The organism is Saccharothrix algeriensis (assembly GCF_016907655.1).
Lineage (GTDB): Bacteria > Actinomycetota > Actinomycetes > Mycobacteriales > Pseudonocardiaceae > Actinosynnema > Actinosynnema algeriense.
In genome coordinates this window covers 110,307-131,934 of sequence record NZ_JAFBCL010000001.1, presented here as the reverse complement: position 1 = coordinate 131,934, position 21,628 = coordinate 110,307, and the positions used below count along the sequence as shown (strand labels likewise).

Annotated in this window: 18 protein-coding genes; 12 read left to right on the top strand and 6 right to left on the bottom strand. The window is 75.2% G+C overall.

The genetic code is table 11. From position 1 onward, the window contains the following. Nucleotides 1-18: 18 nt before the first annotated feature. On the top strand, nucleotides 19-1,101 hold the full coding sequence (locus JOE68_RS00500) for an acetate/propionate family kinase (RefSeq protein WP_204840367.1): 1,083 nt from the start codon (nucleotides 19-21) through the stop codon (nucleotides 1,099-1,101). A gap of 54 nt (nucleotides 1,102-1,155) precedes the next feature. Here the strand turns inward: JOE68_RS00500 and JOE68_RS00495 are convergent, their stop codons facing one another. The 3 genes from JOE68_RS00495 to JOE68_RS00485 form a co-directional block, all read right to left on the bottom strand. Further along, nucleotides 1,156-1,725, bottom strand: coding sequence for a carboxymuconolactone decarboxylase family protein (locus tag JOE68_RS00495; RefSeq protein ID WP_204840366.1), 570 nt, complete (start codon nucleotides 1,723-1,725; stop codon nucleotides 1,156-1,158). A 223-nt stretch (nucleotides 1,726-1,948) separates the two neighbouring features. Continuing rightward, nucleotides 1,949-3,607, bottom strand: coding sequence for a cellulose binding domain-containing protein (locus JOE68_RS00490; protein WP_204840365.1), 1,659 nt, complete (start codon nucleotides 3,605-3,607; stop codon nucleotides 1,949-1,951). Between the two features lie 296 nt (nucleotides 3,608-3,903). Beyond that, complete coding sequence (locus tag JOE68_RS00485) at nucleotides 3,904-4,257, bottom strand: hypothetical protein (RefSeq protein ID WP_204840364.1); 354 nt, start codon at nucleotides 4,255-4,257, stop codon at nucleotides 3,904-3,906. Between the two features lie 356 nt (nucleotides 4,258-4,613). Here JOE68_RS00485 and JOE68_RS00480 point away from each other — a divergent pair, with 356 nt between their 5' ends. Then, a complete protein-coding gene (locus JOE68_RS00480; RefSeq protein ID WP_204840363.1) occupies nucleotides 4,614-5,723 on the top strand; it encodes a carboxylate-amine ligase in 1,110 nt (369 codons plus the stop codon). Then, nucleotides 5,720-6,721, top strand: a complete 1,002-nt coding sequence (locus JOE68_RS00475) for an iron-containing redox enzyme family protein (protein WP_204840362.1) — start codon at nucleotides 5,720-5,722, stop codon at nucleotides 6,719-6,721. Before JOE68_RS00480 ends, JOE68_RS00475 begins: the two co-directional genes overlap by 4 nt. Nucleotides 6,722-6,811: 90 nt before the next feature. Here the strand turns inward: JOE68_RS00475 and JOE68_RS00470 are convergent, their stop codons facing one another. Then, the gene (locus JOE68_RS00470) at nucleotides 6,812-7,009 is read right to left on the bottom strand and encodes a CDGSH iron-sulfur domain-containing protein (protein ID WP_204840361.1); all 198 of its coding nucleotides are present in this window, start codon (nucleotides 7,007-7,009) and stop codon (nucleotides 6,812-6,814) included. After that, nucleotides 6,993-7,640: a HemK2/MTQ2 family protein methyltransferase gene (locus tag JOE68_RS00465; RefSeq protein WP_204840360.1), complete on the bottom strand. Its 648-nt coding sequence runs from the start codon at nucleotides 7,638-7,640 to the stop codon at nucleotides 6,993-6,995. The genes JOE68_RS00470 and JOE68_RS00465 overlap by 17 nt, the downstream gene beginning before the upstream one ends. 245 nt (nucleotides 7,641-7,885) lie before the next feature. Between JOE68_RS00465 and JOE68_RS00460 the strand changes: the two genes are divergently transcribed. The 8 genes from JOE68_RS00460 to htpG all read left to right on the top strand — a co-directional run bounded on the left by JOE68_RS00460 (nucleotide 7,886) and on the right by htpG (nucleotide 19,618). Then, nucleotides 7,886-8,551 carry a putative universal stress family protein gene (locus tag JOE68_RS00460; RefSeq protein ID WP_204840359.1) on the top strand — a complete coding sequence of 222 codons (666 nt, stop codon included), beginning with the start codon at nucleotides 7,886-7,888 and terminating at the stop codon, nucleotides 8,549-8,551. A gap of 139 nt (nucleotides 8,552-8,690) precedes the next feature. Next, nucleotides 8,691-9,380, top strand: a complete 690-nt coding sequence (locus tag JOE68_RS00455; protein ID WP_204840358.1) for a response regulator — start codon at nucleotides 8,691-8,693, stop codon at nucleotides 9,378-9,380. Further along, nucleotides 9,377-10,819, top strand: coding sequence for an ATP-binding protein (locus JOE68_RS00450; RefSeq protein WP_204840357.1), 1,443 nt, complete (start codon nucleotides 9,377-9,379; stop codon nucleotides 10,817-10,819). The genes JOE68_RS00455 and JOE68_RS00450 overlap by 4 nt, the downstream gene beginning before the upstream one ends. Then, on the top strand, nucleotides 10,816-11,307 hold the full coding sequence (locus JOE68_RS00445; RefSeq protein WP_204840356.1) for a hypothetical protein: 492 nt from the start codon (nucleotides 10,816-10,818) through the stop codon (nucleotides 11,305-11,307). Before JOE68_RS00450 ends, JOE68_RS00445 begins: the two co-directional genes overlap by 4 nt. A gap of 76 nt (nucleotides 11,308-11,383) precedes the next feature. Next, nucleotides 11,384-13,267 (top strand): SGNH/GDSL hydrolase family protein, encoded by a 1,884-nt coding sequence (locus JOE68_RS30690; RefSeq protein ID WP_239562073.1) that lies wholly within the window; start codon nucleotides 11,384-11,386, stop codon nucleotides 13,265-13,267. A 125-nt stretch (nucleotides 13,268-13,392) separates the two neighbouring features. Further along, nucleotides 13,393-13,773 carry a VOC family protein gene (locus JOE68_RS00435; RefSeq protein ID WP_204840355.1) on the top strand — a complete coding sequence of 127 codons (381 nt, stop codon included), beginning with the start codon at nucleotides 13,393-13,395 and terminating at the stop codon, nucleotides 13,771-13,773. Between the two features lie 751 nt (nucleotides 13,774-14,524). Further along, nucleotides 14,525-17,644 (top strand): amidohydrolase family protein, encoded by a 3,120-nt coding sequence (locus tag JOE68_RS00430; protein WP_204840354.1) that lies wholly within the window; start codon nucleotides 14,525-14,527, stop codon nucleotides 17,642-17,644. 105 nt (nucleotides 17,645-17,749) lie between these two features. After that, nucleotides 17,750-19,618 (top strand): molecular chaperone HtpG, encoded by a 1,869-nt coding sequence (gene htpG / locus JOE68_RS00425; protein ID WP_204840353.1) that lies wholly within the window; start codon nucleotides 17,750-17,752, stop codon nucleotides 19,616-19,618. 39 nt (nucleotides 19,619-19,657) lie between these two features. On the opposite strand, the gene JOE68_RS00420 is transcribed toward htpG, so the two are convergent. Further along, a complete protein-coding gene (locus JOE68_RS00420) occupies nucleotides 19,658-20,461 on the bottom strand; it encodes an alpha/beta fold hydrolase (protein WP_204840352.1) in 804 nt (267 codons plus the stop codon). A gap of 199 nt (nucleotides 20,462-20,660) precedes the next feature. On the opposite strand from JOE68_RS00420, the gene JOE68_RS00415 reads away from it, so the two are divergent. Continuing rightward, nucleotides 20,661-21,626 (top strand): aldo/keto reductase, encoded by a 966-nt coding sequence (locus tag JOE68_RS00415; RefSeq protein ID WP_204840351.1) that lies wholly within the window; start codon nucleotides 20,661-20,663, stop codon nucleotides 21,624-21,626. The last annotated feature ends 2 nt before the right edge of the window (nucleotides 21,627-21,628 follow it).

The following is a 21,628-nucleotide window of genomic DNA, read 5'->3' as shown; positions in this document are numbered from 1 at the left end:
GCGGCGGAGCGGGCGCTGATGGGCGCGGTGCTGGTGGTCAACGCGGGCTCGTCCAGCCTGAAGCTGTCGGTGCTGGCCGAGGACGACGCGGTGCTGGCGCAGGAGCACGTCGAGCGGTGGGACGGCTCCGGCGGCGTGTCGGACTTCCTCGCCGACGCGCCGGGCATCACCGCCGTGGGCCACCGGGTGGTGCACGGCGGGCCGCGCTTCGGCGAGCCCGTCGTCGTGGACGCCGGGACGCGCGCGGAGATCGAGCGGCTGACCGACCTCGCGCCGCTGCACCAGCCGCGGGCGCTGGCCGGCATCGACGCGGTCACCGCGCACCTGCCGGACGTGCCGCAGGTGGCGTGCTTCGACACCGCCTTCCACCACACCATGCCCGAGGTGGCGCGCACCTACGCCCTGCCGGCGCGGTGGCGGCGGGAGTGGGGCCTGCGCCGCTACGGCTTCCACGGCCTGTCGCACGCCTACGCGTCGCGGCGCGCGGCGGAGCTGGCCGGCGGCTCGCGGGTGGTCACCTGCCACCTGGGCGCGGGCTGCTCGCTGGCGGCGGTGCGGGACGGGCGCTCGGTCGACACGACGATGGGCTTCACGCCGCTGGCGGGCCTGGTGATGGCCACCAGGAGCGGCGACGTGGACCCCGGGCTGCTGATGTGGTTGCTGCGCAACGGCGAGCTGGGCGCGGCGGACCTCGAGGACGGGCTGGAGCACGCCTCGGGCGTGCTCGGCCTCGGCGGCAGCGCGGACTTCCGGGAGCTGCACCGGTCGGCGGGGGCCGGTTCCCGCGACGCCGCCCTCGCGCTGGAGGTCTTCGTCCACCGGCTGCGGCAGGGCGTCGCGGCGATGGCGGCGTCGCTGGGCGGCTTGGACGCGCTGGTGTTCACCGGCGGGATCGGCGAGCACGACGCGGTGGTGCGGGCGCGGGCGGTGGAGGGGCTGGGGTTCCTCGGCGTCGAGCTGGACGAGCGGCGCAACGCGGAGTGCTCCGGCGACGCGCCGATCGGCCGTGAGGGCGCCGCGGTCGGTGTGCTGGTGGTCCGGGCGCGGGAGGACGTCGAGATCGCCCGCGGCGTGCGCCGGGCGGTCGGCGCGGCCCCCTGAGCGGGCCGCACCCGCCCCGGCTCGGGTCGAGCCGGGGCGGGTGCGGGCCGGGGGTCAAGCCGTCGGGTGCCCGGGGGCTTCCTGGCCGACGTAGCCGTGCTCCACGATGTGCTGAGCCCGCGCGGAGTAGACGTCGGGGTACTCCGGGACCGCGGTGGCCAGCCCGTCGACGTAGCGGTTGAACATGCAGAACGCCGCCGCGATCAGCACCGTGTCGTGGATCTCGACGTCGGTGGCGCCCTCGGCGCGCGCCTCGTCCACCAGCTGGGTGGTGACGTTGTGGCCGGACTCGCGCACCGCCGCCGCGATGTGCAGCAGCGCCCGCAGCTTGTCCGAGATGGGCGCGCCGTACAGGTCGGCGAGCACCTCCTTGACCAGGGCCGTCCCGTCGTCCAGCTGCTCGCCGGCGATCGCGGAGTGCGCGTCGCGGCAGAACTGGCACTGGTTGAGCCCCGACACGTAGGCGGCGATCAGCTCCCGCTCACCGGGCGGCAACGTGTGCGGGCCCCGCAACAGGGTCTCGGCCAACTGGTTGAGCGGCCCGGCCGCCTCGGGGCGGAACCGCAGCAGACCGGTGATACCCGGGTACAAGGTCTCGTCGACGCCGAGCTGGATGTGGGCCATGGTCATTGAAGCTAGCGCCCGCCGCGCCCGTCGCCTGCCGCGCAAACGGACCAACCCGTTCGGTTTGGGCGACTCGGGGGAGGCCCGCGGTCGAGCGGTCCACCGCGTCGGGGGCGCTCGGCGCAGCGCCGGCGCCCGGCGCGGCGGCCGGTGGCGCGGCGGGGGACCGCCGCCGGCGTGCGACGACCCGGCCGGCGGCGCCCGGCGCCGGCGACCCGTGGGATCAGGGGGTGACCGGGACGTTGGTCAGCCCGGTGACGGCCCGCGTGACGGAGTTCGACGCGTGCACCACGTTCGGGAGTCCGGAGCACTTCGAGGTGGACGTGATCTTGATGGCGTACCGGCCGACGCCGCCGAGGTCCGAGCGGTTGCCGCGCCACACGTTGCCGCAGCCGTTGGCGAACGACGGCGTGGTGGCGGGGTTGTGCGTCTCGTACCCGTTGGCGAACACGCCGGGGGAGGCGAACGAGCCCGTGTTGTCCTCGATGGTGTAGCCGATGCCCTTGACGTCGACCCACGAGTCGGCCGAGTTCTGGCCGGACAGCCCGGACCCGTCGAACGCGTTGCCCCGGATCACGCCGTGGAAGGTGCCCTCCTTGACGTCCACCGCCTCCGCCGCGACGCGCGGGCCGATCCGGTTGCCGACCACCTGCACCCGGTCGCTGCGGTCCACGCCGCCGGAGTTGCCGTGGCAGCCCCAGTTCGAGTTCGCCGAGCCGATGTAGACGCCCTCGCCGTAACCGGGCTGCACCAGGCCGGTGTCGGTGACGGTCGAGTCGCGCAGCACGCTGTCGGCCGACGAGCGCCGGAAGTGCACGCCCTCCTCGTCCACGTGGTGCACCGACACGCGGGAGATGACCGTGTGGTGGGAGTCGTCGACGACGATGCCCTTCTTGGACTCCCGCACGGTGAACCCGGTCAGGTTCCAGTGCGGCGCGCCGTGCAGCCACAGCCCGTAGCCGGGGTCCCAGCCCGGCGTCGGCGTCGGGCAGGCCGGGCCGGAGCCGGACGGGCCGTCGTTGACCAGGACCGCGTCGGCGGGGCCGGTGAGCGTGATGGGGGCGGTCGCGGCGCCGGGCCGGGTGATCGCGAACGAGCCCCGGTAGACGCCCGGCGCGAGCCGGATCACCTGCCCGGGGACGGCGGCGGCCAGGGCCGCGCGCAGCTGCGCGGCGGTGGCGACGTCCACCGCGGGCCCGCCGTCGGACGGGCTGGTGGTCGCGCCGACCGGCGCGCTCGGGGCGGAGGTGTTGCCCGCCGCGTCCCGCGCCCGGACGGTGAACGCGTAGGCGGTGCCCGGCGTCAGCCCGGTGACGGTGGCCGAGGTCGAGGTGCTGGTCGCGACCACCGCGGTCCCGTCCAGCACCTGGTAGTCGGTGACGCCGCGGTCGTCGGTGGCGGCCTCCCACGCCAGCGTCACCGAGCCCGACGTCACCCCGGTGACCCGGGGTCCGCCCGGCGCGGCCGGCGGCTCGGTGTCGGGGGCCGGGCCGACGCCCGCGCACGCGACGCCGTCGACGGTGCAGCCGGTGGGCAGGCCGAGGCCGGTGGTGTTGAACCCGAAGCCGGCCGTGCCGCCGGGGCGGAGGCGGCCGTTGAAGCCCGCGTTGGCGAACCGGTAGTGCTGCCCGGTGCGGGTGAGCACGGCGTTCCAGGAGTTGGTGACGCTGGTGCCGGCCGGGAGGTCGAACTCGACGACCCACCCGGTGCTGTCGGCGTCACCGGTGTTGGTCAGGGTGAACCGCCCGCCGTACCCGGTGCTCCACACCGACTCCTGGGTGAACGCGGCGGCCACGGCCACGGCCGGGGCCTGGGCCTGGGCGTGGCCGGGGGACAGGGCGACCGCGCAGGCCGCGACCAGGACCGACAGGTGTTTCCTCATGCCAGGCACCCCTCGCAGCGGTGGGCTCCGGGGTGTCGCGGCCCACACCCGTGGTCTGGACCTTTATAGACACGGCCCGCGCGCGAGTCAACGACGCGGTCCGGCGCCGGCGCGCGACCGCGCCGCACCGGGTCCCGGTGGCGCTCCCCTCCTCCCCGGCCATCGCGGGGGAATCGCGAACAGGCCGAGCGGGAACGGCCGCTCGGCCGCGGTGCGCACCGCATCGGTTGTCCGACAACGGCTCCACCGCGCGCAGCGGAGCCGCCATCGGTCGGAGCCGCCGCCCCGGTCGCCGGTCAGCCGCTCACGCCGCTGCTGGTCTCCCCCTGGTAAGCGCCGAGCGGTCCGGCGAAGGTCTGCTCGTTGGAGAAGTACGCCTGCGCGTGCCCGCCGCCGTGCCCGCCGTTGGTGGCCGCCGCCGAGGTGGTGGAGGTGCCGGCGCCCCACGGGCCCGCGTACACCAGTTCCTCCTGGTAGAGGGCGACACCGTCGACCGCGACCGCCGTGACCGAGTACGCGGCGGCGCCGGTGTTCCCGGCGTAGGTGCTGCTCTGGTTGAACCCCGAGTCGGCGTACGCCAGCCCTGCGGCGCCGATCAGGAGCGGCGCGGTGAGCGCTCCCGCGGCGATCAAGCGACAGATGTTGCGCATGGGTTCCTCCTTGGAATGTGGCCAAGCCGTCCCATGGTCACCTCGGATCCGGAAAATCCGCAGCAGGTGGACCGCGATCGTGTGACGGGTTCAATCCGACGAGGGCGTGTCGTGTGGCGCTGCCGCGCAATGCGCTGGAAAAGTTCTCGCGGGCCACTCGTCGGGCGGCAGCCGGTCACGCCCAGGGGAGCCGGCGCGGTCCGCGCGCACGGACCGGAGCCCGCGAGGCGGCCCGAGCGCCCGGCCGCGAGCCGGCGGCGGCCGGGGCCGGCGGCCGGGCGCTCGGGCCGCCGGTGATCGACCGGTGGGTGCGCCGGGCCGCCGTTCAGTGGACAGTAACCGGCATGGAAGCCCGGATGACCACGACCGCCGCCCCGACGCGGCGCGCGTCGACCCTCGGAGTGGAGGAGGAGTTCCTCCTCGTGGACCCGGCGACGTGCCGCACCGCCGCGCGCGCCGACGCCGTGCTCGCGCGGGTCGGCGCCCTGCCCGCCGGGGCCAAGGCCGAGCGCGAGCTGCTGGCCACCCAGGTCGAGTTCGCCAGCGGCGTGTGCACCGAGCCCGCCGACCTGCACGGGCAGCTGCTCGCGGGCCGCCGGGCGCTGGTCGACGCCGCCGCGGCGGAGGGCGTGCTGGTGGTGCCCTCCGGCACGCCCGTCCTGGCCGGGCCGGTGCCGCCGCCGACCGGGGGCGACCGGTTCACCCGCATCTCCGACCTCTACCGCGGCCAGGTCGCCGACTACCAGTGCTGCGGCTGCCACGTCCACGTCGGCGTGCCGGACCGGGAGACCGCGGTGGCCGTGGTCAACCACCTGCGCCCGTGGCTGCCGACCCTGCTGGCGCTGTCGGTGAACTCGCCGTTCTCGGCCGGTCGGGACACCGGGTTCGGCAGCTGGCGGATGGTGCAGCAGGCCCGGTTCCCCGGCTCGGGCGTCCCGCCGCGGTTCGCCTCGGCGGCCGAGCACGACGCGGCCGTGGCGCGGCTGGCCGAGTGCGGCGTGCTGGTGGACGGGAGCATGACGTTCTGGCTGGCCAGGCCGTCGCCGAAGTACCCGACGGTGGAGGTGCGGGCCGCCGACGCGGCGGTCACGGCGGCCGACGCCGTCCTGCAGGCCGAGCTGACGCGGGCCCTGGTGGACCGGGCGCTGGACGACCTGGCCGCCGGGCGGGAAGCGCCGCGGCTCGACGACCAGGTGCTGGCCGCCGCCGTGTGGTCGGCCGCCCGCTACGGCCTGGACGGGCCCGGCGTCGACCCGTGGCGCGGTGTCCCGGTGCCCGCGGCCGACCTGCTGCGGTCCTTGGTGGAGCACGTGTCCTTCACCGGTCCGGTGTGGTCGGCGGTCGAGGGCGGCAGCGGCGCGCGGCGGCAGCGCGCCGCGGCGGCGGGCGGCGGTCCGGCGGCGGTGGTCGAGCTGCTGGCCGCCGCGTGCATCGCCGGCCCGGAACCGGGTAACCCGCGACCGTGACGCAACTGCTCGGGCTGGAAACGGCCACGCTGCCCGTTCCGCGCGGACCCCTGTCCGCCGCCGTCGTGGAGGCGCTGCGGTCCGACCCGCCGCCCGCCGCCCTGCCGCCGGCCGAGGTGGGGTCCGCCGACCCCTTCGGCGAAGACCTCCAGCTGGCCCTGCACGTCTGCTACGAGCTGCACTACCGGGGTTTCCGGGGCGTCTCGCCGGACTGGGAGTGGGAGCCGGAGCTGCTGCGGCTGCGGGCCGTGCTGGAACGGACGTTCCTGGCCGCCCTGGAAGCCGAGCTGCCCGGCCGGCCCTCCGTCGACGAGGTGCTGGGCGAGCTGCTCGTGGAGCCGGTCGACGGCGCCGGCGTGAGCCACCACCTGCGCGACGAGGGCGAGTGGTGGCAGATGCGCGAGTACCTGGTGCACCGGTCGATCTACCACCACAAGGAGGCCGACCCGCACGCGTGGGTGATCCCCCGGCTCAGCGGCACGGCGAAGGCCGCGCTGGTGGCCGTGGAGTTCGACGAGTTCGGCGGCGGGCGCGGGGACCGGATGCACTCCCAGCTCTACGCGCGGCTGCTGGCGGGCGCGGGCCTGGAGACCGGCTACCTGCACTACCTGGACCACGTGCCGGCGCCGATGCTCGCGGCGGTCAACCTGATGTCGCTGTGCGGGCTGCACCAGCGGCTGCGCGGCGCGCTGGTCGGCCACTTCGCCGCCGCCGAGATCACCACCGCGCCCAGCGCCGCCCGGATGGCCAAGGCGCTGGAGCGGCTGGGCGCGCACCCGGACTGCGTCGAGTTCTTCACCGAGCACATCGAGGCGGACGCGGTGCACGAGCAGGTCATGCGCCACGACGTCGTCGGGGACCTGGTCGGGCGGGAGCCGGAGCTGGCGGAGTCGGTCGTGTTCGGCGTGCGGGCCACCGAACTGCTGGAGCAGCGGCTGGCCGACCACCTGCTCCGGTCGTGGAAGAACGGGGACAGCTCCCTGCTCAGGCCGTTGTGACGGCGTGAGGGCGGACGCGGTGTCGTGGCAGGGGTCGAGGACGCCGGACGGGATCCGGCGTCCTCACGGCGCCCCCCCGGGGCACAGCGGTCAGCGGCTGCGCTTGCGGTGGCTGGTGTCGCACCACGGGTACCTCTTGCTGCGGCGGCACGCGCACACCGCCACCACGAACCGGTCGGACGTCACGGTCGTCCCGTCCTCCGCGACGACCTCGACCGGCCCCTCCACCAGCAGGGGACCGCCGGGCACCGGGGTGATGCGGCGGCGGTCGTCACGCGGCGTCGGCACGGACCACCACCAGTTCCTCGCTGTCCTGGCCTTCCTCGATGAACCCGTTGGCCACCAGCCAGTCCACCCGCGACCGCAGCACGGGTCCGAACGGAACGGTCCGGCGGGCGACCACGGAAGCCTTCAACCCGGCTCCCCGCAGCTGGTGCAGCGTCACGTCCTCGTCGCACATGGTGGAGTGCACCACCAGCGCCATGCCCTTGTCGGCCAGCAGCAGCGGCAGCACCGCGCACAGCCGGTCGAGCACCATCCGACCCCGCGGTCCCGCGTCCCACGCCCTGGCGCGCCCCTTCGGCGACGTCCCCGCGGCGGGCACGTACGGGGGGTTGGCGAGCACGACGTCGAACCTGCCGCGGCCCACCAGGTCGCCGAAGTCCCCGCGCCGGGCCTGCACGGGCAACCCGCGCACCCGCGCGTTGAGCCAAGCCGTGCAGACCGCCCTCCTGCTGCGGTCGACGGCGGTCACCCGGCCGGCGCCGGCCAACCCGGCCGCGACGCCGAGCGCCCCGGTGCCGGCACACGCGTCGAGCACCCTCGCGCCGGGGGTGACCCCCGCGACCGCCAGTGCCTCGGCCACCAGCCAAGTGTCTTCCTGCGGGCGGTACACCCCAGGTGGTCTCCACAGCCACATGAATCGAAGATTCCCCGAACCGCCACCGCCAAACGGCGCGGTCCACCGTGGACCGCACCTCGCGGCGTCCACGGTGGCCGGTGCCGCCGACCGGCCACCACGGGCGTTCACGCAGCGTGGTCGGTCACGGCGCAGTCCGCACGAACGGGTTCCACCAGGGCCGGAGGACTGGCGTCGAGCGGCCGGAAGGCCCACAGTGTGGGTAGTCCAGTCGGAGGTATTCGGGCGAGGCGATGATGACCAGAGTGATCACAGCTGCGCCGATCGGGTGGCTACCGCGCCAGAGGACGGCTCGGCGGGTCACCCGGTCGGTCGCGGTCGGGGAAGACGGCTCGGCGGCGTCGCGGCGCGCGGTGGCCTGGGCGACGCGGTACGCGGCGGCGACGGGCGCGGAGCTGGTGACCGCGCCGCCGGACGCGCTGCGCACCGCGGACTGCGCGACGCTGGTGGTCGGGCCGCACGGCGAGCCGTTCCGGCCGCGCGGGTTCGCCGCGGCGGCGGAGAACCCGGACCGGGCCCTGGTGGTGGTGCGCGGCCTGCCCGACCCGGGCACCGGCGCGGTGACCGCCGCGGTCGGCGGCGCGTCCGACACCGGCGTCCTGTCGGCGGCGGCGGCGTTCTGCCGGGCCTTCGGCGCGCGCCTGCGCGTGCTGCACGTCCACCACAACTTCGGCGGGGTCGCCGAGGCGGCCGAGCCGGACGACGCCCCGCTGCGCCGGGCGCTGGCGTTCCTGGAGGTGGTGGCCGCCGACCTGACGCCCGCGGTGGTGCTGGACGGCCGCCAGCCGCACGACGTGTTCGGCGCGCCGGTCAGCGACCTGGTGGTGGTCGGGCGCGGCCCGGCGGGCGGGCTCGGCCGGATGGCCCGCACCGCGCTGTACCACTCGGCCTGCCCGGTGCTCATCCCCTGACCCGCGCCGGTCCGGCGCGGCGCGTGGCGCTTGCCGGGGCGGTCGCCCGGGACGCCGCCGGCGCCGGTTCCGTCCCGGTTGTGTCGCGAGTGCCGGCCGCGGGCGGTCGCGGTGGTCGGGCCCGGTGATAATCGGGGGCGTGGCCCGGGTCCTGCTGGTGGAAGACGACGTGTCCATCTGCCGTGGGCTGGAGCTGGCGCTGGGCCGGCACGGCCACCGGGTGCACGTGGCGAACACCGGGGAGGACGGGCTGCGGCGGTGGCGGGCGGACCGGCCCGACGTGGTGGTGCTGGACCTGATGCTGCCGGGCATGGACGGCTTCGAGGTGTGCCGGCGGCTGCGCGCGGACGGGGACGTGGCGATCATCATGCTCACCGCCCGCGGCGACGACTTCGACGTCGTCGGCGGCTTGGAGGCGGGCGCGGACGACTACGTGGTCAAGCCGGTCCGGCCCAGGGTGCTCGACGCGCGGATCAGGGCGGTGCTCCGCCGGGGCGGCGACGCGCCGCGCGGCGCCGGGGCCCGAGGTGTCGAGACCCACGGCCCGCTGGTGGTCGACCGGGCGGCGATGACCGTGGCCAAGGACGGCCGGCCGGTGTCGCTGACCCCCACCGAGCTGCGCCTGCTGCTGGTGCTGTCGGCCGCGCCGGGCCGCGTGCACAGCCGCCTGCAGCTGCTGGAGGCGGTGTGGGAGCACGACTACCTGGGCGACTCCCGGCTGGTGGACAACTGCGTGCAGCGGCTGCGGGCCAAGATCGAGGACGACTCGGCCGCCCCGGTGTTCGTGCAGACCGTCCGCGGGTTCGGCTACCGGTTCGGCCCGACGTGAGCGCGCGCGCCGTCACCCGGTGGCGGCCGACCCGGCGGTGGCGGCCGACCGGGCTGCGCCCCCGGCTGGTGCTGGCGTTCGCGCTGACCACCGTCGCCGCCGCGGCCGCCGCGGCCGGCGCGGGCCACGCGTCGGCGCGCGCCGCGCTGCTCGACGAGGTCCAGCAGCGGGCCGTCGCCGAACTCCAGCGCCGGGTGGGCGAGGTGGCCACCGACCTCGCCCACCCGCCCGACCAGGCGGCGCTGGACCGGCTGCGGGCCGCCCTGGGTCCCTCCGCGCAGGTGACCTACCGTGGCCTGACCTCGGCGGCCGGGCCGGACCTGGGCGCGGTGACGCCCGACCTGCGCGCGGCCGTCGGCGAGCGCGGCGCCGTGGTGCTGGAGCGGGTGACCACCCCGGGCGGGCCGCGGCTGGTGATCGGCACACCGGTCCTGGAGACCCTGCTGGACGGCACGCGGCGGCCCTCCGGCGTCGAGCTGTTCGTCGTGCGCGACCTCACCGCCACCGAGCGGCAGGTCGGGGCGTCGGCGCGGGCCGCGCTGCTGACCAGCGCGCTGGCCCTGCCGCCGGCCGCGCTGGTCGCCCTGCTGGCCGCCGGCGGCGTGCTGCGGCCGGTGCGCGAGCTGCGCGGCACCGCCCGCAGGCTCGCCGAGGGCGACCTGTCGGCGCGGTTGCGGGTGCGGGGCTCGGACGAGCTGGCCGAGCTGGCCGAGACGTTCAACGCCATGGCGGCCAGGCTCCAGGGCACGGTGTCGGAGCTGCGGCGGATGGAGGCCGACGCGCGCCGGTTCGTCGCGGACGTCTCGCACGAGCTGCGCACGCCGCTGACCACCCTGACCGCCGTCACCGAGGTGCTGGAGGCCGACGCCGGGCGGATGGAGCCCGACGCGCGCGCCTCCACGCTGCTGGCGGTGGAGGAGACGCGCCGGCTGGCCCGCCTGGTGGAGGACCTGGTCGAGGTGTCGCGGTTCGACTCCGGCCAGGCGGCGCTGCGGCTGGAACGGGTCGACCTCGCCCGCGCGGTCGACGCGTGCCTGGGCTCGCGGGGCTGGCGGGACCGGGTGGAGGTCGAGGTCTCCGGCGAGGGCAGCGCGCTGCTCGACCGGCGGCGGCTGGACGTGGTCGTGGCCAACCTCGTCGGCAACGCGCTGCGGCACGGCGCGCCACCGGTGCGGGTGTCGGTGCTGGGCGAGCCGCGGGGCGTGCGGATCGAGGTGGTCGACCACGGGCCGGGCCTGCCCGCCGACGAGCCGTCACGGGTGTTCGGGCGCTTCTACAAGGCCGACGCGGCGCGCGCCCGGTCGGAGGGCAGCGGGCTCGGCCTCGCGATCGCCCTGCAGAACGCGCGCCTGCACGGCGGGGACGTCGAGGCGGGCAACGCGCCGGGCGGGGGCGCGCGGTTCGTCGTCCGGCTGCCCGCGCGGGAGGAGGAGCCGTGACGCGGCGAACCGGTGCGGTGGCGGTGTTGTCGGCCGCGGTGCTGTCCACAGTGGTCGGTTGCGGTGTCGGGTCGTCCGGGGTGCTCGACGGCGGTCGCGCGCCGACCGGTGTCGCGCCCGGGGTGACGCTCTACTTCGTGGACGGCGACGGCGGACTGACGCCGCAGTTCGTCCGGTCCGGACGGCTGGGCGGTGTCGCGGGCGCGTTGGAGATGCTGCTGCGCATCGACCCCCCGCCGGGCGCGGGGTGGCGCTCGGACCTGCCCGCGGTCCGGTCGCTGGGCCCGGCCGTGACCGTGGCCGGCGCCGTCACGACGGTGGCGCTGCCCCTGTCCCGCGACGAGGTCGGGGCGCGCGGCGTCGACCAGGTGGTGTGCACCGCGCTCGGGGTCAACCGCCAGGCGGGCGGGCCGGGCGCGATGGAGGTGGTCGTGTCCTTCACCGACGGCAGCACCACCGGACCGCGCGGCTGCCCGGTCCCGGGCTGACCGCGCCGGGCCTCTGCGACCGTTCCGCGACACGGCGGAGGCCGGCCGGGGACGTCGCGCGACCACAGTCGTGGGCATGACCCAGTTGCCAGTGACGCACCCCGACAGATCGGTCCGAAGTGGACGGCGGGTGCACGTGCCCGCCCTGGACGGGCTGCGCGGTGTCGCCGTCGCGGGCGTGCTGCTGTTCCACGCGGGCGGCCTGAGCGGCGGGTTCCTCGGCGTCGACCTGTTCTTCGCCCTGTCCGGCTACCTGATCACCGACCTGCTGCTGCGCGAGGCCGCCGCGACCGGCGCGGTGTCGCTGCTCGCGTTCTGGCAGCGGCGGATCCGGCGGCTGCTGCCGGCCCTGACCGCGGTGCTGGTGGGCGCGACCCTGGCGGCGTGGGCGTGGGGGAGCGGGGACCTGTGGGCTTCCGCGCTGTCGGACGGGCCGTGGGTGCAGCTCAACCTGGTCAACTGGCACCTGCTGGCGGAATCCGCGGGGTACTGGGAGCGGTTCGGCGGCGGCAGGCTGTTCGGCCACCTGTGGAGCATCGCGGTGGAGGAGCAGTTCTACCTCGTGTGGCCGGTCGTGGTGCTGCTGCTCGTGCGGGGCGCGGGGCGGGCCGACCGGAGGGTGGCGGTGGCCGCCGTCATCGTGTCGCTGGCTTCACTGGCCCTGATGGTCGCGCTCGTCGGCCCGGACACCACGCGCGTCTATACCGGCACCGACACGCGGGCGTTCTCGCTGATGCTCGGCGCGCTGGCCGCCACCGCGCCCGTGCGGCAGGCGCTGGGCCGGCTCGCCGGCCGGGCCGGGGCCGCCGTGGCGGCGCTGCTCGCCGCCGGGCTCCTGGCGTCCTGGGCGCTGGTCGACGGGGAGGGGTCGCGGGCGCTGTTCCACGGCGGGCTGTTCGCCCACTCGCTCGCCGCCGCGCTGCTGGTCGCGCTGTGCGCCGGGGAACCGGGCACGGCCGTGGCGCGGGTGCTGGCCGGACGGCCCCTGCGGTGGCTGGGGTTGGTCTCCTACAGCCTGTACCTGTGGCACTGGCCGGTGTTCCTGCTGCTGTCGCCGGACCGGACGGGGCTGAGCGGGTGGCCGTGGGCGGTGGTGGTGTGCGCCGTGTCGGTCGGCCTGGCCGCGCTGACGCGGCACTTCGTGGAGGACCCGATCCGCTTCCGGGCGGCGTGGGCGCGCGGGCGCACCGGGTTGGTCGCGTTCGGCGCGGTGATGGTGGCGCTGGCGGTGTTCTGGGCGGTGGTGCCCCGACCGGCGGGCGACGTCGTCGACGGCGCCGGCCTGCGCGCCGGCGGCACGGTGTCGACCAGTGGTCCGCGGATGTCGCGGGTGCTGTTCATGGGCGACTCGATCGCCGTCGGCGAGGCCCTGCCGGTCGAGGCCGCGATGAAGGCCGCCGGCGTCGCGTTCAAGTCGATCGCGGCGGACGGCGGCGGGGGAGTGGTGGGGCCGCTGGCCGAGAGCACCTGGGAGACCCTGCCGGGGGAGATCGCCTCGTTCCGCCCGGACGTGATCGTCTACCAGGTCACCACCTACGACTGGGGGACCGGGCAGGAACAGCGCGCCGGCTACCAGCGCCTGACCCGCGCGGCGACCGACGCCGGCGCCCGGCTCGTACTCGTCACCGCGCCGCCGATCGAGCCGGACGACTTCTACGCGCCGCACGTCGAGGAGTTGCGGCGCACCTCCACCTCGGCGAAGGAGGTCGCCGACGGCTCGGGCGGGCACGCCGTGCTGCTGGACAGCGCCGCCGTGTGGGGTTCCGACTACCGGCGCGAGCGGGACGGCAAGGCCGACCGCAGCACCGACGGCATCCACACCTGCCCCCACGGCGCCGCCCGCTTCACCGCGTGGCTGATGGACGAGCTGGCCCAGCGGTTCTCCGGCGTGGGCCGCGTCGACCCGGACGCGTGGGTCGACGCGGGATGGGCCGCGGACGACCGCTTCCAGGGCTGCTGACCGCTTCGTTCGGGGTGCCGGGCAAGATCGCCTGGTACGGTCGCGGGGTTGTTTCCGCTGCTGGAGGGCCACGGAGTGCGCTTGTGGCCACCCGGCGGCCCCCCGGTTGAAAGCAGGTTCCGCCGATGGCGTGCCGTATCAGCGAGCTGGTGCTCGGTTGCCGCGACCCCGAGGCGCTGGCGCGGTTCTGGTGCGAGGTCCTGGACTTCGTCGTGCTCGACCGGGAGGGCGACGACATGGTGGAGATCGGACCGCGCGAGGGGTTCGGCGGTCCGCAGCCGACGATCATCCTCAGCCGCCTGGACGAGCCGGAGAAGGGCAAGTCCCGGCTGCACATCGACGTCAACGCCACCGACCGCGACCAGGAGGCCGAACTCGAACGCCTCCTGGCGCTCGGCGCGCGACCGGCCGACGTCGGCCAGACGGGCGAGGAGCCGTGGCACGTCCTGGCCGACCCCGAGGGCAACGAGTTCTGCCTCCTCAAGGCCCGGCTCAACCCGCTCTGACCCCCACCGGCCGCGCTCCGCGCGGCGGCGCTTCAGCTCTCGCCTCAGGCCGCGCTCCGCGCGGCGGCGCTGTTCAGCTTCCGCCGCAAGCCCCGCGCGGCGCTCAGTTCTCGCCTCAAGCCGCGCTCCGCGCGGCGGCGCTTCAGCGCAGCCGTGTGCCTCGTGTTCTCCCCGTACGGCCTGGGCGCAGCCCAATCATCTTTGTCGGGGGGTGTCAAGCACGCCCTTCGCTTGACACCCCCCGACAAAGATGATTGCCTCCGGCAGGCCGTACGGGGAGAACACGACGCACTTCCCTCCTCCTTGGGGGCCTCCCGGCCGCTCTTCATACTTGGGTTACGCACCGATCCAGGTCAGATTTGGGGCCGTGCCGCCCGAAGCTGAAAAGCTTGAAAGAGTCCTCGCCGGACAGGCAGGCCGCCAAGGAGAATGAAAAGAAACAGCGGTCGTGTTCCCCCCGCATGACCTGTCAAAGACGACCATGCTTTCTTGGGGGGTGCAAGCGAAAAGCGTGCTTGCACCCCCCAAGAAAGCATGGTAGCCCTCCGGGCAGGCCATACGGGGAGAACACGAGGCCACCGGTCTGCACGGGGCGTGCCGCGGACCTGCAAGCAAAAGTTGTGGGCAAGTCGGATTGTGGGTGCTGCGGCTTGGTCAGTCCACCGTCGAGTTCCCACTGTCCCCGACATGCCGCAAGTGGGATCGTGAGTGGTTCTGAGGTTCGCCGAAGTGCATCCCAGGGGGAGGTCGCATGGCACCGCAGGACTTGTCGCGTCGTGACCTGATGACCCGCACCGGCCGGGTGGCGGCTGCGCTGGGCGTCGCGGGCGCGTCGGGCGCCGGCCTCGCCGGGGCCGCCCACGCCCGAGCCGAGGCCGAAGCCGAGGCCGGGGCAACCGGACGGGCGCGGTTGCGGGAGGGCACCAACATCTCGGTCGCGCTGTCGCCGGACGGGAAGTGGCTGGCCACCGACCTGGTGGCCGCCATCTGGGTGCTGCCCGCGCAGGGCGGCACGGCCCGCCGGCTGACCGGTGAGCTGCAGGACGCGACGCTGCCCTCGTGGTCGCCCGACGGCCGGTCGATCGCGTTCCAGTCCTACCGGGACGGCAACTTCCACCTCTACGTGATCGACGCGGGCGGCGGCGAGCCGCGTCGGCTCACCGCCGGGCCGTTCGACCACCGCGAGCCCGCGTTCTCGCCGGACGGCCGTACCCTCGCGCTGACCAGCGACCGGGGCGGCTCCTACGGCGTGTGGCTGCTGGACGTCGCCTCCGGCGCGGTCACCGCCCTGGCCGGCGGGCCGGGCGAGGCCGCCGCGCCGCGGTGGTCGCGCGACGGGCGGCGGGTCGTGTTCGCCGTCGACGAGTCCGCGGTCGACGTCGTCACCGTCGCCACCGGTGAACGGGTCCGCGTGGCGACCGCGCCCGCCGGCAGCCGCCTCCACGGCGCCGCGTTCGGGCCGGACGACCGCACGCCCGGCTACACGCTCGTCCGGGGCGCCCGCGCCGACCTGGTGCTCGGCGACCGGCCGCTGACCTCGGGCGAGGACGTCTTCGGCTTCGCCGCCACGTGGACCGGCGGGGCCGTCCTCTACACGGCCGACGGCCGGATCCGCCGGCGGGAGGCGGACGGCGCGACGCGGGACGTCCCGTTCGAGGCCGTGGTCCCGGTCGGCGGGCGGGTGCCGCCCCGCGAGGGCCGCGACCTGACCGCCGCCGGGGACAACCCGGTGCGCGGCATCGCCGGCCCGGTGGTCTCGCGCGACGGGTCCAGGATCGCGTTCCGCGCGCTCAACGACCTCCACCTCGTGCCGGTCGCCGGCGGGCGGCCCAGGAGGCTGACCGACGGCGGGTGGTTCGACTCCGACCCGGACTTCTCGCCGGACGGCCGGTCGATCGTCTACTCCAGCGACCGGACCGGCGTGCCCGCCCTGCGGCTGCGCGACCTGGTGACCGGCGAGGACCGCGCGCCGGCCCCGGCGCCCGGCGCGCAGACCAGGCCCAGGTTCTCCCCGGACGGCGCGCGGGTCGCCTACGTCGACCAGGACGGGGCGGTGTGGGTCCTGGAGGTGGCGACGGGCGGTCGGCGGCAGGTCACGCCCGCGCTGTTCACGCCGGGCAGGCCCACCTGGTCGGCGGACGGCGCGGTGCTGGCGCTGGCCGCGGTCAAGCCGTTCTCCCGGCGCTTCCGCGAGGGCACCAGCCAGGTCCTCACCGTGGACCTGGCGGGCGGCGGGCTGCGCTACACCGAGCCGATGCCGTTCCGCTCGATCGCGACCCGCGGCGACGACGGCCCGGTGTGGTCGCCGGACGGGCGGCACCTGGTGTTCGTCGTCGAGAGCACCGCGTGGGTGGTGGCCGTCGACGCGGCGGGCCGGTTCCTCGGCGACCCGCGCCGGGTCACCGACGAGGTGACCGACTCCCCGACCTGGTGCGGCCCGGACTCCCTGGTGTACCTCAGCAGCGGCCGGCTGCGCCGGGTCCCGCTGGCCGGCGGCCCGGCGCGGACCGTCCGCCTCGACTTCACCTGGCGCAGGCCCCGGCCGCCGCGGCGCGCGATCGTCCACGCGGGCGCGGTGTGGGACGGGGAGTCCGACCGGCTGCGGCACGACGTGGACGTCGTGGTGGAGGACGGGCAGGTGCAGGAGGTCCGCGGGCACCGCGCGTCGGCCGGCGACCGGGTGGTCGACGCGCGCGACCTGGTCGCCATCCCCGGCCTGATCGACATGCACAACCACTGGCACCTGCGCGGCCGGCAGTGGGGCGCGCGGCAGGGCCGGGCGTGGCTGGCCTACGGCGTCACGACCACGCGCTCACCCGGCGATCCGGCCTACCAGATGGTCGAGACCCGGGAGGCGCTGGCCGCCGGGACCCTGGTGGGGCCCCGCTACCTCGCCACCGGCGAGGCGATCGACGGCTCCCGCGTCTACTACGACTTCATGCGGCCGACCCTGTCGCGCGAGCAGTTGGACCTGGAGGTCCAGCGGGCGCTGGAACTGGACTACGACCTGGTCAAGACCTACGTGCGGCTGCCGGTGGAGCTCCAGCGGGCCACCGCCGCCGCCGCGCACCGCGCCGGTCTGCGCCTGACGTCGCACTACCTGTACCCGGCGGCGGACCTCGGCATGGACGGCATGGAGCACGTCGGGGCCACCAACCGCCTCGGCTACTCGCACACCATCAGCCGCACCGGCCGCGCGTACCAGGACGTCGTCGAGCTGTTCGCGAAGTCCGGCATGTCGGTGACACCGACGCTGTTCCACGCCCGCGTGCTGTACGCCGAGGACCGGTCGCTGGTGGAGGACGAGCGCACGCGGGTGCTGTTCCCGCCGTGGGAGCACCGGCGCTACGTCGAGGAGGCGGACGCGGCGGGCACCCCGGCCTCGCCGTGGTCGCGGGAGGTCCTGGCGGGCTGGGTGGACATGGCGCTGCGCGTGCACCGCGCGGGCGGCCTGGTCGTCTGCGGCACCGACGCGCCGCTGGACCACGTCGCGACCTCGACCCACCAGAACCTGCGGGCCATGGTCGCCTTCGGCTTCACCCCGCTGGAGGCGCTGACCACGGCGACCCGCAACGCGGCGGAGTGGCTGGGGATGGCGGGCCGGCTGGGCGCGGTGCGCCCCGGCGCGCACGCCGACCTGGCCCTGGTGGCGGGCGACCCGCTGGCCGACGTCCGGGCCGCGGCGGCGGTGCGGCTGGTGATGGTGGGCGGCGTGCCGCACCGGGTCGAGGACCTGCTCGCCCCCTACCGCGCCGAGCCGGTCGCCGCCGCCGCGGCCCCGCTGCCGCCCGCGCCCTCGGCCGCGCGCGACCACGGGCACTGGTGGCACGAGCCCGAGTGGTCGGCGCACGTGTGCTGCGGCGAGTTCTGAGGGCGACGGGGCGCGCCGGCGGCGTGGTCCGTCGCCCGGGGCGGGCCGGGGTCGATACGATCGCGGGTCGACGACGGTCGACGGAGATACTGAGAGAGGACGAACGTGGAAACGCTCGAGTTCCAGTCAGAGGCGCGTCAGCTGCTCCAGCTGATGATCCACTCGATCTACTCGAACAAGGACACGTTCCTGCGCGAGCTGGTCTCCAACGCCTCCGACGCGCTGGACAAGCTGCGGCTGGAGACCTTCCGCGACAAGGACCTGACCGCGGACACCTCGGACCTGCACGTCGCGATCGAGGCCGACCGCGAGGCGCGCACGCTGACCGTCCGCGACAACGGCATCGGCATGACCCGCGACGAGGTGATCGCCCTGATCGGCACGATCGCCAAGTCGGGCACGGCCGAGTTCCTGCGCAAGCTGGCCGAGAACAAGGACGCCGCCGCCTCGCAGGACCTGATCGGCCAGTTCGGCATCGGCTTCTACTCCACGTTCATGGTCGCGGACAAGGTCACGCTGGTGACCCGGCACCCGCGCTCGGCCGAGGGCGTGCGCTGGGAGTCCGCCGGCGAGGGCACTTACACGATCGAGGACGTCGCCGACGCCCCGCAGGGGACCTCCGTCACCCTGCACCTCAAGCCGGCCGACGACGAGGACCACCTCGCCGACTACACCTCCGCCGCCAAGATCACCGAGATCGTCAAGCGCTACGCGGACTTCATCACCTGGCCGATCCGGCTCGCGGGCGAGGACGGCGCGGAGCCGACCACGATCAACTCCCGCAAGGCGCTGTGGGCCCGCCCGTCCGCCGAGGTCACCGAGGACGAGTACGCGGAGTTCTACCGGCACGTCAGCCACGACTGGAACAAGCCCCTGGAGACCATCCGCATGCAGGCGGAGGGCACGTTCGAGTACCAGGCGCTGCTGTTCATCCCGTCGCAGGCCCCGCTGGACCTGTTCATGCGCGAGCGCAAGCGCGGCGTGCAGCTCTACGTCAAGCGCGTCTTCATCATGGACGACTGCGAAGAGCTGATGCCGGAGTACCTGCGGTTCGTCAAGGGCGTGGTGGACGCCCAGGACCTCTCGCTCAACGTCTCGCGCGAGATCCTCCAGCAGGACCGCCAGATCCAGCTGATGCGCCGCCGCCTGGTGAAGAAGGTCCTCTCGACGGTCAAGGCCATGCAGGCCGACAAGCCCGAGCAGTACGCGACGTTCTGGCGCGAGTTCGGCGCGGCGGTCAAGGAGGGCCTGCTCGGCGACCCGGAGAACCGCGACGCCATCCTGGCCATCGCCTCGTTCGACTCCACCCACGACGCCGAGCGGCCCACGACGCTCGCGCAGTACGCGGAGCGGATGAAGGAGGACCAGCAGCACATCTACTACATGACCGGCGGCTCGCGGGCCAAGGTGGAGCACTCGCCGCACCTGGAAGCGCTGCGCGCCAAGGGCTACGAGGTGCTGATCCTCACCGACCCGATCGACGAGATGTGGGTCGACGCGGTGCCGGGCTTCGAGGGCAGGCAGTTCCGGTCCGTCGCCAAGGGCCAGGTCGACCTGGAGACCGAGGAGGAGAAGGCCGCGGCCGAGGACCGGCGCAAGGACTACGCCGACCTGCTGGCGTGGCTGGCCGAGACCCTGGCCGACGAGGTCAAGGAGGTGCGCCTGTCCACGCGCCTGACGACCTCGCCCGCCTGCGTGGTCGGCGACGCCCACGACCTGACGCCCACGCTGGAGAAGATGTACCGGGCGATGGGCCAGGAGCTGCCGCCGGTCAAGCGGATCCTGGAGCTCAACCCGGAGCACCCGCTGGTCTCGGGGCTGCGGGAGGCGTTCTCCGGGGCCGGGGACCGCACGGCGCTGGCCGGGACCGCCGAGCTGCTGCACGGCATGGCCCTCCTCGCCGAGGGCGGCGACCTGCCCGACGCGTCGCGGTTCGTCCGGCTCCTGTCCGAGCACCTGCAGCGCGGTCTCTGAGGCCGCCCCCCGGAGCCCGGCGCCCGCCGGGCTCCGGGGTCAGGGCGTCGACGGCCCGGGGGAGCGGAGGAACGCTTCGATCGCCCGGGCCATCGCGGCGGGCTCGTCGTCGTGGACCCAGTGGCCGGCGTCCGGGAACTCCACGAGCCGGGCGCCCGGCCGGCGGGCGGTCATCCGGCGGGCCAGCTCCGCGGGCAGCAGGGGGCTCCGCCCGCCGCGCAGCACCAGGGCCGGGCAGGTCGACCCGAGCCAGTCCGCCCACCAGTCCCCGACACCGCCCCGCTGGACGGCCATCATGTCGTCCCAGTCGAACAGCAGGCGCCAGCGCCCGCCCTCGCGGACCGCGCTCTGCATGAAGTAGCCGCTGTCCGGGACGTGCTCGGCGATCGCGCGGGCGAGCTCCTCCCGGGTGGGCGCGGTCGCGGGCCACCCCCGCACGTCGAGCACCGGGTGCGCGACCTCGGGGCGGCGCATGACCGGGCCGACGTCCTCGACCACCAGCGCGGAGACCAGGTCCGGGTGGCGCGCGGCGAGCTGGTAGGCGGTGATGCCGCCCAGGGAGTGCCCGAGCACGACGACGGGCGCCAGGCCCAGCGCCCGCACCAGGTGGGCGGCGTCGGCCACGAAGTCGTCCCGGGAGTAGGAGTCGGCGCGCCCGGTGCGGCCGTGGCCGCGCTGGTCGGGGGCGACGACCCGCGCGACGCCCGCGAGGCGCGCGGCCAGCCCGGTGAAGACCGCGCCGCGGCCGAAGCTGCCGTGCAGCGCCAGGACCGGTGTCCCGGGGCCGCCGAAGTCCAGGTAGGCCACGGTGTTCCGGCCGGTGTGCGCGAACAGCTGCCGCATGGGGCCGAAGGTACTCCGGCCGCCCCGCGGTCGGCGCCCGGGTCGGGGCGGTCGCCGCCGGGAGCCCGCGGTCGGGCGGTGGCGTCAACGCCCGTAGAGGAAGCGGTGTCCCCTTGGGAGTCCCCGAAGGGGCACCTCCCGATTTTTAGTCTATACATGTAGACTAATCCAAACTTCCGGCGGTTAGTGAGGAGCGCTCATGGGCGAGGCACCGCGCGTCCCGGTCCGGCAGCTGGGGCCCGGCGGCCCGCAGGTGCCGCTGCTGGGGCTCGGCTCGTGGAACACGTGGGACCGGATGGAGTTCGACGACGCGGTGGCGCTGCTGCGGCGCGCGGCGGACGTCGGGGCGACCCTGTTCGACGTCGCGCACTACAACATGGGGCCCCACGCCGAGCAGGCGCGCACCGACATCATCTTCGGCGAGGCCGTGCGCGCGGCGGGCATCGCGCGCGAGGACTACCACCTGTGCGGGAAGCTGTGGCTGTGGGAGTACCCCACGACCAGCTTCGAGCAGCAGATGACGACCTCGCTGGAGCGCATCGGCGTCGACAAGGCCGACAGCGTGGTGGTCGGCGACTACATGTCCCCGCCCGACATCCCCTCGATCGTCACCGACGTGGCCGAGCAGATCCGCGCCGGGCGCTTCGACGCCTGGGGCGTGAACAACTGGGTCGCCGCCGACCTCGCCGAGGCGCTGGCGTTCGCGGAGCGGGAGGGCATGACGCCGCCGGTGTTCGCGCAGCTGAAGTACAGCATCGCGCGGCGCACCATGGCCGAGGGCGAGTTCTACGGCGGCTACTTCTCCTCCGGCCGGCTCGCGCTCCAGGCTTCGGACGTCTTCGAGGGCGGCATCCTGGCCGGCCGCAAGTTCCCGGAGCGCAAGATCGGGGCCGACCCGGGCGGGATCCGGGACGCCATCCGCGAGGCCGCGGACAAGGTCGCCGAGGTCGCCGCCGAGCACGGCGCCACCGCGGCGCAGGTCGCCATCGCCTTCTGCCTGGCCAACCCCGCCGTCGCCAACGTGCTGTTCGGCGTGAGCAGGATGGCGCAGCTGGAGGACAACCTCGGCGCCCTGCGGCTGGCCGAGGAGCACGGCGCGGAGCTGCGCGCCGCGCTGGACCCGCTGTGGACCGACCGCGCGGTCAACGCCGACGGCTCCTGGTAACC